Origin of the sequence: Vibrio sp. S12_S33 (assembly GCF_963889785.1) — a bacterium.
Classification (GTDB): Bacteria; Pseudomonadota; Gammaproteobacteria; order Enterobacterales; family Vibrionaceae; genus Vibrio; species Vibrio aestuarianus.
The window spans coordinates 1-14,800 of record NZ_CAWPQZ010000034.1 but is presented as its reverse complement, the minus strand read 5'-3'; the positions used below and the strand labels follow the sequence as shown (position 1 = coordinate 14,800).

14 protein-coding genes are annotated in these 14,800 nt (G+C 42.8%); 8 read left to right on the top strand and 6 right to left on the bottom strand.

Annotated features, from left to right (window positions below; genetic code table 11):
- Nucleotides 1-76: 76 nt before the first annotated feature.
- Nucleotides 77-1,000: a M14 family metallopeptidase gene (locus AACW06_RS14350; RefSeq protein ID WP_192075589.1), complete on the bottom strand. Its 924-nt coding sequence runs from the start codon at nucleotides 998-1,000 to the stop codon at nucleotides 77-79.
- Nucleotides 1,001-1,196: 196 nt separating this feature from the next.
- On the opposite strand from AACW06_RS14350, the gene AACW06_RS14345 reads away from it, so the two are divergent.
- Nucleotides 1,197-2,108, top strand: coding sequence for a DUF808 domain-containing protein (locus tag AACW06_RS14345; RefSeq protein ID WP_192075588.1), 912 nt, complete (start codon nucleotides 1,197-1,199; stop codon nucleotides 2,106-2,108).
- Between the two features lie 90 nt (nucleotides 2,109-2,198).
- Complete coding sequence (gene rlmC / locus AACW06_RS14340; protein WP_192075587.1) at nucleotides 2,199-3,350, top strand: 23S rRNA (uracil(747)-C(5))-methyltransferase RlmC; 1,152 nt, start codon at nucleotides 2,199-2,201, stop codon at nucleotides 3,348-3,350.
- A gap of 62 nt (nucleotides 3,351-3,412) precedes the next feature.
- On the opposite strand, the gene pyrC is transcribed toward rlmC, so the two are convergent.
- Nucleotides 3,413-4,441 (bottom strand): dihydroorotase, encoded by a 1,029-nt coding sequence (pyrC, locus tag AACW06_RS14335; protein WP_192075586.1) that lies wholly within the window; start codon nucleotides 4,439-4,441, stop codon nucleotides 3,413-3,415.
- Nucleotides 4,442-4,671: 230 nt separating this feature from the next.
- Here pyrC and AACW06_RS14330 point away from each other — a divergent pair, with 230 nt between their 5' ends.
- From AACW06_RS14330 to AACW06_RS14320, 3 genes are all read left to right on the top strand, one after another.
- A complete protein-coding gene (locus AACW06_RS14330) occupies nucleotides 4,672-6,489 on the top strand; it encodes a hybrid-cluster NAD(P)-dependent oxidoreductase (protein WP_192075585.1) in 1,818 nt (605 codons plus the stop codon).
- Nucleotides 6,490-7,050: 561 nt separating this feature from the next.
- Entirely contained in the window at nucleotides 7,051-8,286 is a 1,236-nt protein-coding gene (gene pepT / locus AACW06_RS14325; RefSeq protein WP_192075584.1) for a peptidase T, read from the top strand.
- 190 nt (nucleotides 8,287-8,476) lie between these two features.
- Nucleotides 8,477-9,346, top strand: coding sequence for a mechanosensitive ion channel family protein (locus AACW06_RS14320; RefSeq protein ID WP_192075583.1), 870 nt, complete (start codon nucleotides 8,477-8,479; stop codon nucleotides 9,344-9,346).
- A 48-nt stretch (nucleotides 9,347-9,394) separates the two neighbouring features.
- Here AACW06_RS14320 and norR read toward each other — a convergent pair whose 3' ends face one another.
- Entirely contained in the window at nucleotides 9,395-10,981 is a 1,587-nt protein-coding gene (gene norR, locus AACW06_RS14315) for a nitric oxide reductase transcriptional regulator NorR (protein WP_192075599.1), read from the bottom strand.
- 208 nt (nucleotides 10,982-11,189) lie between these two features.
- On the opposite strand from norR, the gene hmpA reads away from it, so the two are divergent.
- Nucleotides 11,190-12,368: an NO-inducible flavohemoprotein gene (gene hmpA / locus AACW06_RS14310; RefSeq protein ID WP_192075582.1), complete on the top strand. Its 1,179-nt coding sequence runs from the start codon at nucleotides 11,190-11,192 to the stop codon at nucleotides 12,366-12,368.
- 66 nt (nucleotides 12,369-12,434) lie between these two features.
- On the opposite strand, the gene AACW06_RS14305 is transcribed toward hmpA, so the two are convergent.
- Entirely contained in the window at nucleotides 12,435-12,977 is a 543-nt protein-coding gene (locus AACW06_RS14305; RefSeq protein WP_192075581.1) for a YaeQ family protein, read from the bottom strand.
- 73 nt (nucleotides 12,978-13,050) lie between these two features.
- Nucleotides 13,051-13,260: a cold-shock protein gene (locus AACW06_RS14300; RefSeq protein ID WP_053311123.1), complete on the bottom strand. Its 210-nt coding sequence runs from the start codon at nucleotides 13,258-13,260 to the stop codon at nucleotides 13,051-13,053.
- A gap of 399 nt (nucleotides 13,261-13,659) precedes the next feature.
- On the opposite strand from AACW06_RS14300, the gene AACW06_RS14295 reads away from it, so the two are divergent.
- Both AACW06_RS14295 and AACW06_RS14290 read left to right on the top strand, forming a co-directional pair.
- Nucleotides 13,660-13,869, top strand: a complete 210-nt coding sequence (locus tag AACW06_RS14295; protein WP_192075598.1) for an alternative ribosome-rescue factor A — start codon at nucleotides 13,660-13,662, stop codon at nucleotides 13,867-13,869.
- 385 nt (nucleotides 13,870-14,254) lie between these two features.
- Complete coding sequence (locus AACW06_RS14290) at nucleotides 14,255-14,611, top strand: NADH:ubiquinone oxidoreductase (protein ID WP_192075580.1); 357 nt, start codon at nucleotides 14,255-14,257, stop codon at nucleotides 14,609-14,611.
- A 68-nt stretch (nucleotides 14,612-14,679) separates the two neighbouring features.
- Here the strand turns inward: AACW06_RS14290 and AACW06_RS14285 are convergent.
- Nucleotides 14,680-14,800, bottom strand: a 121-nt coding sequence (locus AACW06_RS14285; RefSeq protein WP_192075408.1) for a transposase, incomplete at its 5' end; no start/stop codon positions are given.

Below are 14,800 nucleotides of genomic sequence, written 5' to 3'. Positions count from 1 at the left end.
AAGTAGCTAGTTGTTTTTGCTTAAGGGGCCATTACTGCAATGCCTAGTATTGAAAGGACAACTGATCGGCGAAATACTATATGCCTTTAACTGCAAGCACATAATCTAGCGCACCGATAATGGCAGCTACCTGTGCATTGTTACACTCTTCATCGGTGACGGTTGGGCTATCTGGGTATACTTCAGTTGTAGTCCCATATTGACAATTGGTCATACCGCCACATAAACCTAATGCTTTCATCGGATAATTGATGACACCTTCTTGTACCACTGGTGACCCAATAATGTCGCCATGCTCATCGGCTGGGGCAATATGAGTGACTTTTTTTACTGATTCAATCACTGCTGCTTGAAACTCTGTTACTGGATTTTCACTATCACCAACGGTGTAGAAGCCATCTGGAATAGAGTCTTCAATATATTCAATACCATCACGTGCTGCGAGTGCTGGGCGAAATTCACTTTCATCAGTATTGGTGGTTTCGTGTAAATCGATATGAACCAAGACCTCTCCGATGCTTTCAACCAATGCCATTAGGTTGGCGGATTCTTCTGCGGGGCTATTAGCATAAAATGAGCGATTTGGATCCAGTGCATTGGGGTTCCAACGGTTGATGGTTTCGTATCCCCAAGGGCTTACGCAAGGCGTGCAAACAATATTAAAATGAGTTAAGTAGCGCTTGGCTTGAGTGGCTAAAAATTTCAATGCACCATGAACGCCGCTAGTCTCATAACCGTGAACACCACCCGTAATCAAGATAGTGGGTTTATCATTGCTCCAGTCTCGGCTCTTGACACAAAACAGTGGATAACGAGCGGTATCGTAAGAAAGAGCGCCGTATTGCTCAACATCAAAGTCGTTTTGAAGAGCGAGAATTTTAGGGACGACTTCGTGTTGGTATTCACGTTTAATTGTGGTTTGTGCTCGCCACGCTTGACGCTCTGCATCGCCCCATTTTTGTCCTGGGGTGCCAATCGAGTAGTGGGTGTTAATTTGCATGACATTCCTTACGGTCACTGTAATGTAGCTTTGAGCTTAATAGCCGAACTTAGCGGATGCAACCTTATTGATACTTGCGCTATCAACGATTTCTGGGCTGGTGCTGAATGTGCAATTTTTTGCATTGTGATTGTTTATCACGCCCTCATATTGGTGTTACATTTCGTTACTTCATAGTATTAAGTGAGAACAAAATATGGCAGGCGCAAGTTTATTAACCTTGTTGGATGATATTGCCACCGTACTGGACGACGTGGCACTGATGTCAAAAATGGCCGCGAAGAAAACGGCGGGCGTATTAGGTGACGATTTAGCATTGAATGCTCAACAAGTGTCTGGCGTAGCGGCTGAACGTGAAATACCCGTTGTATGGGCGGTTGCAAAAGGTTCATTTCGCAACAAGCTGATATTGGTTCCCGCAGCACTGTTGATGAGCTCGTTAATCCCGTGGTTAATTGTGCCCTTGCTGTTATTGGGTGGGCTGTTTCTCTGTTTTGAAGGCGCTGAAAAGATTTTGGAGAAGTTTTTTCATTCCCATAACAGTCATCAGCCAAGTTCTGATGAGGCGGAATTGGGTAGCACCTCCATTGAAGAGTATGAGAAACGCAAAATCGCTGGTGCAATTCGTACGGACTTCATCTTGTCGGCTGAGATCATCGTGATAGCGCTGGGTACAGTACAAGGGCACGATATGATCACTCAGATCTTAGTGGTGAGCTTAATTGCCGTCATCATGACAATCGGCGTGTATGGGCTGGTTGCTGCCATCGTTAAGCTTGATGACTTAGGTTTTTATTTAGAACGTATTTCAAACGGTAGCGGGTTAAAATTTCGTCTTGGCAAAGGGTTAATTAGTTTCGCACCAAAATTAATGAAAGGACTGACTATTGTTGGAACTGCCGCGATGTTTTTAGTCGGTGGTGGTATTGTGGTGCACAATGTGCCGTGGGTGCACCATGCGCTGGAACCGATAGTTTCTGCATTACCCAATCTTTCTTTATTGACCGCCCTTGTCCCTGTGGTGTTGAATGGCGTTGTCGGTTTGTTGGCTGGTTTAGCGGTGGTTGTGGTGTGGAGTATTGCCAACCAATTAAGACCTTCACGCTAAAATATTTTTGTGGTGAAGATAATGAACCTAAATGGTGATTTGCTATTAGATGAATAAACTAGCGTTTTTCTTTTTTTGGCAATTACTACCATGCAGTGTGAATTCTATAATCAGCACCAGTGCCGCTCTTGCACTTATTGTCCGCTGCCTTACGCCACTCAAATTGCTAACAAAGATTTCGCACTGAAATCATTATTTTCTGCAAACATGCCAGAGCAATGGCTTGAACCTGTCATGAGCCAAGACACAGCTTTTCGTAATAAAGCGAAAATGGTTGTGCTTGGTGCTGCGCATGCGCCGATTCTCGGTGTAGAAACGTTATCCAATGGTGAGTCAATCTCCGTTTCACTGGTTAATTGCCCGCTTTATCCTCAAGACATGCAAGCGTTGCTAGCGTATTTGCAAGAGTGGATTCGTACATCGGGTATTCCTCCTTACAATAAAACAAAGAAAAAAGGAGAGCTGAAATTCGTCTTGTTAACTCGTAGCGCACACAGCGGTGAATTTATGTTGCGTTTTGTGCTTCGAAGCCGAACTGCGATGGCACGAATTGAGAATAACTTAGCGCGCCTTATTGCTGAGTTTCCATCAGTGAAAGTGGTTTCGGTCAATCTTCAACCGATCCATATGGCGCGACTTGAAGGTGAAGAAGAGATCTTTTTGACAGCTAGTGAACACCTTGTTGAACAATTTAACCAGGTCCCAATGGTGATTCGTCCCAAGAGCTTTTTTCAAACTAATCCGCAGGTTGCTGAACAATTGTACGCGACAGCAAGGGAGTGGGTGAGCGACATTAAACCCGCCTACATGTGGGATCTCTTTTGTGGTGTGGGTGGGTTTGCCCTGCACTGCGCGAGTTCTGAGACGGCCGTTACTGGAATTGAGATAGAACCAGAAGCGATAGCCAGTGCTAAGCGTTCGGCGCAGGCAATGGGGGTCACCAATTTAGATTTTGCTGCACTGGACTCCGCGCAGTATTCATTAACTCAATCACACGCGCCAGAATTGGTGTTGGTTAACCCCCCACGGCGTGGATTAGGAATACAATTAGTTGAGCAGTTGGTTGCTTTATCACCAAAGCATATTATCTACTCAAGCTGTAACCCGGAAACGTTATTAGCGGATATGCAGGGCATGCCTGATTATGTGCCAAAAAAATTGCAATGGTTTGATATGTTTCCACATACTGACCACAGTGAAGTGATGGTGTTACTTGAGTATCAACCTAAACTCACACCCTGATCGTCGAGGCAAAGTGGTAGAGAAAAGGGAAGCTGCTGCTTCCCTTTTTCGTCTTTGTAATGTTATTTAACCGTCCAAGCGACGGTTTCACCACCTCGAATCGGCACTACGGTGTCTGAGCCAAAAGGCATGCTGTCAGCCACAGACCATGGTTCGTTGACGAGCGTTACGGTATCGCTATTGCGTGGTAGGCCGTAAAAATCTGGGCCATTATGGCTGGCAAACGCCTCAAGATTACCAAGCTGATTCACTTGCTCAAAAACTTCCGCATAGAGCTCAAGTGCAGCGTGGGCAGTATAGGAACCTGCGCAACCACAAGCCACTTCTTTTTTGCCTTTTGCATGTGGCGCTGAATCGGTACCAAGGAAAAATTTCTTACTGCCAGATGTTGCTGCTTGAATTAATGCAAGCTGGTGGGTATTACGTTTTAAGATCGGTAAGCAGTAGAAATGAGGACGAATACCACCGGCAAGCATGTGATTGCGGTTATACATTAGATGGTGCGCGGTGATAGTGGCTGCCACATTGTCGTTCGCATTTTTCACAAATTCTACCGCTTCGGCAGTCGTGATATGTTCCAACACAATTTTGAGCTTAGGGAAATCATTAACGATAGGAGCAAGAACCGTATCGAGGAAGGCTTTTTCTCGGTCAAAAATATCCACATCGTGAGCCGTCACTTCTCCATGGATCAGTAATAGCATGCCAACATCTTGCATCGTTTCTAACACCGGATAAATGTTTTTCGCACAAGTGACACCAGAGTCTGAGTTTGTCGTAGCACCAGCAGGGTAGAGTTTAGCGGCGACAATGGCACCGGATGCTTTCGCTTTACGGATTTCATCGGCAGTGGTGTTATCGGTGAGATAAAGCGTCATCAGTGGTTTGAAAGAATCGCGTGGTTTTTGCGCCATAATACGTTCTTGGTAGGATAACGCTAATTCAGTGGTAGTAATTGGTGGGACGGTATTTGGCATTATCAGTGCGCGGCCATTGTAACGGCTGATATCTCGAACAGTATCTGTCAGTACATCACCATCACGTAAGTGTACATGCCAGTCGTCAGGACGAGTGATCGTAAGTGTTTTCATTGAATGCTCCCACCGGAAAAATTGGCTGATTGGAGCCTAAACATATTCTTCATTACTGTGCGCGCAATCGCTTACGTTTAGGCGATAGGATGATAGAGGAAAAGGGGAGGGATTTCATCTTTTTATTTCCAGCCAGAGGAATCACATCTCTTTGTAGAGTTAGTCACGTTGACGGTTTTGCATTATCATCACCGCATAAAATAGAAATAAAAAACGTATAAGGATCAGCCATGTCGTCAGCGCAACTTTCTCAAATCAATATCTACCCTGTTAAATCGGTGGCGGGAATTTCGCAATCAACCGCTTGGGTTGAAAAGCAAGGTCTCGCTTTCGATCGACGTTTCATGATGGCATTGGCTGACGGCTCAATGGTCACCGCTCGCAAATATCCGAGTATGGTAAAAATCAGTTCAACGCTGGTGGCAGATGGTTTGATTTTTACTGCGGCTAACCAATCTCCGTTAAAGCTGCGTTATGCAGACTTTAAAATGCAGCCTGCTTCAGCGCAGGTGTGGAGCGATAACTTTACTGCTTATACCACTACCGACGATGCCGACGATTGGTTTAGTGAGGCTTTAGGCCAGCGAGTAGAGTTGTTGTTTACTGGTGAACAGTCTAATCGAGTACGAGAAAAAATTGGCCATAACGTCAGTTTTGCTGACGGTTATCCAGTTTTGGTGATTAGCCAAGCATCATTGGATGAGCTAAACCGTCGTAGCCCCGAACAGCATAGTATGGATCAATTTCGGACTAACCTCGTGGTGACGGCCAATGAGCCGTTTGCGGAAGATGGATGGAAACGAATTCGTATCGGAGATGTTGAATTTGAATCCGTAAAGCCTTGTGAACGATGTATTTTGACGACAGTTGATGTCAATAAGGGCGAATTCCGACCAACCAAAGAGCCGCTCAGAACCTTATCTCAATTTCGTGCCAATGAACGCGGTGGCGTGTTTTTTGGCCAAAATTTAGTGGCGAAAAATGATGGGATGATTCGGGTTGGTGATACTGTTGAAGTACTTGAATATAAAGAAAAAGAAATTTATCTCGATCACGGTATGACTCATCATCTTATGACATGTGTTGAGCGTGAAGAGATCGCCCGTGACTTCATAACCTTCTGGCTTGAGCCGAAGCAGGGTGATGTTCCTCATTATCAACCCGGTCAGCATTTACCGATCGAAGTGGTGATTGATGGTGAAAATGTGGCACGACGCTATACGTTGTCTTCAAGTCCATCGCGTCCCGGGCGCTTAGCTATCTCTGTGAAGCGTATTGATGGTGGACGAGTTTCTAATTGGTTGATTGATCATTTACAAGTGGGTAGTACGCTAAGCACCCAGTATCCAGATGGATCATTTCATTTATCTGGCCATCAACAGCAGCCATTATTACTGCTTTCCGCAGGAAGTGGTGTTACGCCAATGCTTTCCATGTTGCGTTACCTTGCGGATCATCAAAAAATTCAAGATGTGGTCTTTTATCATCAATGTCGTAGTGTTGAAGATATTCCATGCCGCGAAGAGCTCGAGTTATTGAACCAACAACATGATGGACTAAAAGTACTCCTTTCATTGACCCAAGCCCCGCAAGATTGGTTTGGGTTAAAAGGACGACTCTCTTTATCTCATATCAAGCAGATCAAAGATGTGGCTGAGCGTCAGGTGTTTGTATGTGGGCCGGATGGTTTTATGCAAAAAGCGAAAAACTTGTTATTGAAGAAAGGGGTAGCGGAAGAGTCTTATCACCAAGAAGCATTTGGCGTGGCGCAAAAAGTGACGGCTGAATTTAAAACGTTGCGGCTAAGTGTTAATGGTAATCTGTTTGAAGGCAACAACCAAACGACTCTGCTTGAGCAAGCCGAAGCGGCCGGAATCCCAATTGCGAATAGCTGTCGAGCTGGTTTTTGTGGAGCCTGTAAGGTAACGGTTGAGTCAGGCAAAGTGCATCAACCAGAAGTACCAGCATTACAAGATCATGAACGTCATATGGGCATCGCGTTAGCGTGCAGCTGTGTGCCTGAAACTGATTTGGAAGTCGTAAACTAACTCCTTTCAGTTTGAAACTACATTAACTATATTCGCTGCCTGCAACGCCAGACCGTTTGGTATGAATGCGCTTAACCAGCCCGGTTTATAAAAATGCCTCTTGGGTCAAATGACCACAAGAGGCGTGACGTTGCTAGTGATTTTTATTTAGAGCATGTTAGGAGACCTAAATAAAGTTAGTCACAAAATCGGATAAGTACGAATTAATTACTGTTCACTTCGCTTATTTTATTTCAGTGTGTGATTTTCATTCCAATTTAACCGTTTCTGTTTTGTCATTAAATCCTCGCTGTGAGGTTCGTCCATTTTTATCGCGTATGACACGTTTGGAATTGCTTTCCTTGCTGGCGGGCATCATGTCTGCTGCGGGTAGTTTGATGTGGTGAAAATCGTTGATACGTTTGCCTTGTGTGGATTGATGCGCCTTGAGCAACGCAGTAATCGTAAAAAAAACTGATTTATAGCAAATACTGTTTCAAATGAGCGCGTAGTATAGGATGCAATTAACTGCGTATATCATTATTGAAATACGCTGATGTTTTCACTTCTTGAGTATTTGCTATGGAAAATCTTGTCGACCGTTTTCTGCGTTATGTTACTTTTGATACACAATCAAATCCTGCCAATTCACAATGTCCAAGCTCGTCAGGTCAAAAGCCTTTCGCTCATAAGTTGTGTGATGAGTTGATAGATTTAGGTCTAACTGAAGTGAGCGTAGACGATCACGGTTATGTGATGGCTAAGTTAGAATCAAACGTGGATTATCCCGTTCCTGCCATTGGTTTTATCGCGCATATGGACACTGCTCCTGATGCTTCTGGAAAAAATGTTAAACCACAACTTGTTGAAAATTATCAAGGTGGCGATATTGCGCTTGGAAAAGGTGATGAAGTGTTGTCGCCTATTCAGTACCCAGACTTGCACCAATTGCATGGTCATAACTTAATTACGACCGATGGCACCACACTGCTTGGTGCAGACAATAAAGCCGGTATTGCCGAAATTATTACCGCGATAGAGGTGTTGATTGCGGATCCGAGTATTGCTCATGGTGATATTTGTATTGGTTTTACACCAGACGAAGAAATTGGTCGCGGTGCTGATTTATTCAATGTGGCAAAATTTGGGGCGCAATGGGCTTACACCATTGATGGAGGGCCAGTTGGTGAGCTTGAATACGAAAACTTTAATGCAACCAGTGCCGATGTGATTTGTCACGGTATTAATGTGCATCCTGGAACTGCAAAAGACAAAATGGTCAATTCGATGAACATTGCTGCGCAATTTCAGTTGATGATGCCAATGGATGAAACACCTGAAACAACTGAAGGTTACCAAGGTTTTTACCATCTGAAATCTGCGGAGATGAGTGTTGCTCGTTCAGAATTGGGTTATATTATTCGAGACTTCGACCGTGAAGGTTTGGATGCTCGTAAAGCATTTATGCAAAAAAAAGTAGCAGAACTGAATGATCGTCTTGAAAAAGGTCGTGTTGAACTGGTGTTAACGGACAGTTATTTCAACATGAAAGAGATGGTCGAGCCTCATCCACAAGTGATTGAACTTGCAAAACAAGCGATGATTGACTGCGATATTGAACCATTGATTAAACCAATTCGTGGCGGTACTGATGGCGCAAGGCTCTCATTTATGGGACTACCATGTCCGAACATCTTTACTGGTGGCTATAACTTCCACGGCATCCATGAATTTATCAGCGTAGAAGGGATGGAAAAGGCGGTCAATGTGATCGTTAAACTGGCGGAAAAAACAGCACTAACCAGTCAACCAAATTAAGACATACCTTCTTTAGCGTTTCCGAACGAGCACTAAAGAGGGGTATCCCATTACAAAGCTTTGACAGGGCGCATATTAATTGTGCCCATATCCTTTTTTATCCTTTCATTCAGTTATAATGCAAATCAATAATAAGCGAAATAACGCTAACAGATGGTCGTCGTTCGATACAGTAATGAAGGGGATTAGTATGGAGAAAGCAGTCGCGGTTTGGGACTTTCTTCTCACGCATAAATTGGTATTCACCACGTTAATAATGGTGCTGATCATTTTGATTCGTCGTTTGGTGCTATCCCAGATTCGAGGTGATGTCGCTTTCATTACAGAGGAACAACGTAAATGGATGTCACGAACCAAGAATGGAATATTTGGTTTGACGATCGTCATCTTGTTCGTGTTATGGCAGTCCGAGATCAACCAATTTGCATTGTCAGTGACTGCTATTGCGGTTGCGATTGTTGTGGCATCGAAAGAGATTATCCTCTGTTTTACGGGCTCAATTCAGCGTGCAAGTTCTCGTTCATTTCGAATAGGTGATTGGATTGAAGTGGGAAAATTAAGTGGTGAGGTGATCGAGCACAACTTAATGGCAACGGTGATTCAAGAAATTGACCTTAACCATGGTCAATATCACTATACGGGCAAAACAGCGACTCTTCCTAATAGCATGTTTTTTACTTTCCCAGTCAAAAATCTTAATTTTATGAAGCGTTATGTGTTTCATAATTTCTCGATTGTGGTGCCAAACTTCGTTAACTTGTTTCCGCTTCTACCAATCATGCATGAGAAAATTGAAGCGCATTTTGCCCATTTTATTGATGTTGCACGGCGCTACAATAATATGATCGAAAAACACGCGGGTGTAGATTTGCCCAATGCAGAGCCCCATATTCAGATCAGCAGCACTGCTGCAGGTGAACAAGTCGTTCACTTTATGATTTTCTGCCCAACCGAAAGAGCCAACCATCTTGAGCAGTTGATCCGTGAAGATTTCATGCAAGAGTACGAAAAAGCCTTTCCTCGAGAAATGAATGGTGTGGCTAATACGTTGGTGGATTAGCCACACCATAATTGTATCGATTGAAGCGAGTCATATGACTCGCTTTATTTAACGTTTAATTGAATGTGTTTTTGTCACTGAGATACCAAGTCTTTTTGCGAGTCGAGTTAAATTAGCTCGATCGATTTGTAGCTGTCTTCCGGCTTCTGCCCAGTTAAAATCGGCTCGAGTTAACGCTTCACTGATTACCTTTCTTTGGAATTCATCTGTGGCTTCACGTAAGCCTACGCGCCAGTTAATGTTGGCCTCTTCTGTTTGCGGTATTTGTTCATTTGAAGTGTTGAACGAAATGCCATTATCCAGTTCACCAATATCGTGGCAGGTTACAGTAACTAGGTTAGATGCATTTTTCTTAGCACGAGCCTTTAGTGCTGCACGATTAATAACATGCTCAAGCTCTCGGACATTACCCGGCCAGAAGTAATGCAGCAGCGACTCCAAAGCCAGCGGGTCAATTTTAAGTTGTACAATACCAAGTTTTCGCCGAGCCTGCTCTAAGAAATAACCAGCGAGTAATGTAACATCACCATTGCGTTCGCGCAGAGATGGCACATGGATAGGGTAAACACTGAGCCTATGATAAAGGTCAGCACGAAAGCGTCCGGCTTCGACTTCTACTTTTAGATCTCGGTTTGTCGCAGCCAATATTCGTACATCAATGGTTTGTACGTGATCTTTTCCGACCGGTTGAATCTCATTATTTTGTAACGCTCTTAGGATCTTGCTTTGCGCGGTAAGTGGAAGCTCGCCGATTTCATCTAAAAACAGGGTACCACCATCGGCTAAGGCAAATTTGCCTAAACGATGTCGATCTGCACCTGTAAATGCGCCTTTTACATGGCCAAATAGTTCACTTTCCACTAAGTTTTCAGGAATAGCGGCGCAGTTTACGTAGATCAAAGGCTGACGTTTTCGAGATGAAAGATGATGAATGGTACGCGCCACTAATTCTTTACCAACCCCTGTTTCGCCGTGAATCAAAATGTTGAAATTGGAAGGAGCAACCACTTCGAGATCGGCTTTCATTATTTGCATTGCCGTGCTAGAACCAATGATTTCACCGCCGTCTCTGTCCCATACTTCTTCGTTGAGTTCTTCGAAGCGTTGTTGGGATTGTTTAGCTTGGGCTTCTAATTGTGAAAAAGTCAATGCCATTTTTAGTGTCGAGGCGGCAATAGCCGATAACACTTCAAGGCTTCTTGTTGGTATGTGGTCAAACACATTTGGTGTCAGGCTATCGAGCGTCAGAATCCCTAGCAATTCGTCGCCAAAGAGTAGTGGTAAGCCCATGCAGGAATGCATTGGAAGATCGCCATCATGCATCATTAACAGGCCATCAAAAGGATCTGGTAGCGGAGAGTGCGTATCAAACCTTATCGGCGATTTGGCTTGGCAGATCTGTGTAAAACGAGGATGCTCTTCGATTAAAAATCGGCGACCTAATGTATCTCTAGTCAGACCTTGCATAGCAAGAGGAATAAGTAACTCCCCCTGGCGAGAAAGGAGTACCACACAGTCACACTGGATGGTTTTGCGGATCGCATCGAGTAGGCGATTGAATCGATCGTGATCATTTGAGCCACTGGCTAACCCAATCGTCATTTCGACTAGAGTGGAGATAGAGATATCTTGCATAGAAATAATATTCGTGATGTTTTTCTGATATTGTAGTGTCAATATGACCTATTTGAAAGGGTTTTATTGACTTGTTTACTTAAGGTTTTTGATACTATTTTTATTAAAATCAATGACGTATGATTTGGCACGTGTTGTGCAATTAGATGAGAGTGAAAAACATCATCTTATAAATAACAAAAAATAAAATCTGAGGAGAATTTCAGTCATGCTCAACGACCACCATATCAACGTTGTAAAAAGCACCATACCGTTACTTGAATCTACAGGACCGGCCTTAACCAAACATTTCTATGAGCGAATGTTTTCACATAATCCTGAGCTGAAAGATATTTTTAACATGACACATCAACAGACCGGGCGCCAAGGTGTGGCTTTATTTGAAGCGATTGCAGCTTATGCAAAAAATATTGATAACCTAGCAGTGCTGACCAGCGCAGTTGAGCGAATTGCCCACAAGCACACCAGCTTTAACATTCAACCCGATCATTACCAAATTGTTGGTCTTCACCTTATCGAAACATTACGAGAACTCGCCAGTGAAGCTTTTACGAGTGAAGTTGAAGAGGCTTGGACTGCTGCCTACCTGTTTTTAGCTCAAGTATTTATTTCTCGGGAAGGCGAGTTGTACTTACAACGTAAACAAGCGTTAGGTGGTTGGGAAAATGCACGCGAGTTTATCGTTCAAGAGAAAGTAAAAGAATCGGAATTGGTGACGAGTTTTATCTTTGCTCCTACCGATAAAGAAAGCGTATTAGATTACCAAGCGGGGCAGTACATAGGTATAGAAGTGAAACCTAAATCATCTCAATATAATGAAATACGCCAGTATTCGTTGTCACAAAAATCAAATGGTAAGGACTACCGAATTTCAGTCAAACGAGAAGGCTTTAATACGCAAAATCCCGGTGTTGTCTCGAATTATCTGCACGATGAGTTGTGTGTGGGAGATTGTGTGAAATTGTATGCGCCAGCGGGAGACTTTTTCTACGTAGAACGTGAAGCATCTGTAGTGCTGATTTCTGCGGGAATTGGCGCGACGCCAATGCAAGCGATGTTGCAACACTTTGCTCAGGTCAAAAAGCGTGACGTAACCTATTTACATGCTTGCAACAGCCCTGCTCAACATTCGTTTATTGATGAAACGGCAGAGCTGATTAAGTCCAATGACTGGAAACAAAAGGTTTGGTATCTAAATAGCGATTTATCGACTGAAGGAAATGGACAAATGCAGTTGGATAAAGTGCCGTTGCCACTACACAATGGTGATTTCTATGTTTGTGGGCCAATTGGATTTATGCAGTTTATTGTTGAGCAGTTAGAAAGCCTAGGTGTCGATAAATCTCGTATTCACTATGAAGTTTTTGGTCCTCACGCTAACTTGTAAATCACCATAATGTTCAAGGCTCGAAAGAGCCTTGATATCACAGATAATGAGCATCAATAGACGCCATCAAGCGCTCTTGATTTGTAATTCTTGCCACACAATTTCATGTGAGCCGTTTTCTCCATCGACGAAAATAGAAGATCCGCTGATCATCACAGAGAGTTCCATTCCTCGGGTGAGAGTTGATGCCAGTTTTTCAATTGATTCTGCTTCAAAGCGAATAACATCGACGTTGATATAACCAAATTTGCCTTTATTTTGTTCCCACCAAACATTCGATTTAGTGTTGAAGCTATAGATTTTTACTTGCTTGGCTAGGCGAGTTGCCTTTTTGACGCGATCGGCATCAGGTTCACCGACTTCTAGCCATAACTGGATTTGGTCATCTAAAGACTTAAGCCAGATATCGGGTTCTTCGATGGATGATAAGCCTTTAGTAAACATCAGGTCTGGCGATGCATTGAGGCAAAAAGCTAAAATACGTGCGATCATGCGCTCGTTATTTTCTGAAGGATGCTGAGCAATAGTCAGATTGAGAGAATCATAGTGATCACGGTTGATATCAGTGAGCGAGATACGGAATTTATAGATAGTTGGTTTGAGGGCCATGGTATTGATTTCTGAGAGACAAAAACGAAAATAGCCAGCAAGATGCTGGCTATTAGAATGCTTAGTAAAAAAATTATACTAGGCGGATGTTGTCAGCTTGAGGGCCTTTTTGACCTTGAGATACTTCAAACTCAACTTTTTGACCTTCAGCAAGAGTACGGAAACCGTCACCTTTGATTGCGCTGAAGTGAGCAAAAACGTCTGGGCCGTTTTCTTGTTGAATGAAGCCGAAGCCTTTAGTTTCGTTGAACCATTTTACTGTACCAGTAACTGTGTTAGACATTTTAATATCCTAATGAAAAAATTTTTACAGCCGATTACGGCGCGGATAGCGTGGAAAAGTAGATTGCTATTGCGTACGACACGACGGGGGAGTTACAAGTAATCCAACGAAACGTATTTGTATACAACGAACTGCTTTCTAGCTACGGCAAAGTCTAGTTTAAACTTTTATCTTGTCAATCATAACTAGACAAATCTCGAAAAACTTTCCAAAAATAGTCATGTTTTATGCTCTATTTGGCATTTTATTGCAACTGTACTTGAAATGGGCTCAATTATTCAAATCGTCAGCAACAAAATTTGTGATTGACAGTGGTGGTTTTTAGAGCAAAATCGCCACCACTATCGTTCACTCTTTGTTTTTAATGGAGGCAATATGAAAAACAAAAAAAACAAACGAATGAGTTGCAAAACCAATCAATTATGTTTTGAAGATAATAAAATTTTGAACGCAGAGCTCGGCCGTGGACAGATTAAAGATCATGCACTCAAAGCCGTGGTCACAAGCCAGCTATTTAGAATACGAGTTGAAAAAGCGAAGAAAGGCAAAGGAAGCTACAGCCGTGAAGAAAAGTACGCAGCCAGAGAGTCTTACTCAAAAGTTGCTTGAAGTTATTTTTGAATAAGGCTCTGCTTTACGGCTCCACACTCCCGCTAAAAATGCAAATTAGTTGAACACATCAACGATTGAGAATGTGCTTTGTTGTTTATGTACTTGTCTCGCAAAATTCTAATTTTAGCGAAAAAACCTCAATGGTTAATGGTTTGTTATCATTTGTTCCATTTTGATGCTTTTATCTATGTAATGCATTGTTACACCTAATTTCGTGTGTATTTTATTGTTAACCATTGATTAACAATTGTATTTTCTCACCCGTCACAAGCAAAATTGTTCAATATTTGAACTTGATATTATTAGTGAATGGAGGAAAATATACGCAAAATGAGATTTCAAAAATGAATGGATGCTTTTTTATTAAAAAGAGGTGTACAACATGAAACTGATATTAATTTTGATGGCGTCTGTATCTGCAGGTGTTGCTTCTGCGGAACACCTCCACTCCTTTTTACTCGGCTTGTATGTATCTTCCTTAGCGGTAGGCTCCTGTTACTGGTTTGCCTTCAGAAGCACTAGAGTGCCAGAATTCGCACTATTTCTATTAATTTGCGGCCTATTCGCCAAACTTTCCATCACTGTTGTGGGCGTAATGTGGGGAGTGTCGGCTGATTTGATAACGTCTCCTATCGTGTTTGCTTTGTCATACATGTTTTTCTCTATCGTTGTAACTTATATTTGGTTCAGCTATCGAGATAAAAAGACGCCAACACCTAAGCTTTCTACTCAGGTATAATCGTCGCTGTTTAAGATTTGAGTATCAATGTAGAACAAGGGTTTTTTCAGCAAAGCCCTTTTTTAGGTTCATCGCGGCTTTCCGGGGAAAGCCGCTTTTATCTTCAAGAAGAAGTAGTCTGTATCTCGATACCCATAACCCATTCGCTTGATTAGCTTTATCTTGTTGTTCATCCCTTCCAGTGTGCAG

Excerpts from the sequence above, each read along its gene's own strand:
- AACW06_RS14350 (WP_192075589.1), bottom strand. The coding sequence starts at position 1,000 with ATGCAAATTAACACCCACTACTCGATTGGCACCCCAGGACAAAAATGG.
- AACW06_RS14345 (WP_192075588.1), top strand. The coding sequence starts at position 1,197 with ATGGCAGGCGCAAGTTTATTAACCTTGTTGGATGATATTGCCACCGTA.
- rlmC (WP_192075587.1), top strand. The coding sequence starts at position 2,199 with ATGCAGTGTGAATTCTATAATCAGCACCAGTGCCGCTCTTGCACTTAT.
- pyrC (WP_192075586.1), bottom strand. The coding sequence starts at position 4,441 with ATGAAAACACTTACGATCACTCGTCCTGACGACTGGCATGTACACTTA.
- AACW06_RS14330 (WP_192075585.1), top strand. The coding sequence starts at position 4,672 with ATGTCGTCAGCGCAACTTTCTCAAATCAATATCTACCCTGTTAAATCG.
- pepT (WP_192075584.1), top strand. The coding sequence starts at position 7,051 with ATGGAAAATCTTGTCGACCGTTTTCTGCGTTATGTTACTTTTGATACA.
- AACW06_RS14320 (WP_192075583.1), top strand. The coding sequence starts at position 8,477 with ATGGAGAAAGCAGTCGCGGTTTGGGACTTTCTTCTCACGCATAAATTG.
- norR (WP_192075599.1), bottom strand. The coding sequence starts at position 10,981 with ATGCAAGATATCTCTATCTCCACTCTAGTCGAAATGACGATTGGGTTA.
- hmpA (WP_192075582.1), top strand. The coding sequence starts at position 11,190 with ATGCTCAACGACCACCATATCAACGTTGTAAAAAGCACCATACCGTTA.
- AACW06_RS14305 (WP_192075581.1), bottom strand. The coding sequence starts at position 12,977 with ATGGCCCTCAAACCAACTATCTATAAATTCCGTATCTCGCTCACTGAT.
- AACW06_RS14300 (WP_053311123.1), bottom strand. The coding sequence starts at position 13,260 with ATGTCTAACACAGTTACTGGTACAGTAAAATGGTTCAACGAAACTAAA.
- AACW06_RS14295 (WP_192075598.1), top strand. The coding sequence starts at position 13,660 with ATGAGTTGCAAAACCAATCAATTATGTTTTGAAGATAATAAAATTTTG.
- AACW06_RS14290 (WP_192075580.1), top strand. The coding sequence starts at position 14,255 with ATGAAACTGATATTAATTTTGATGGCGTCTGTATCTGCAGGTGTTGCT.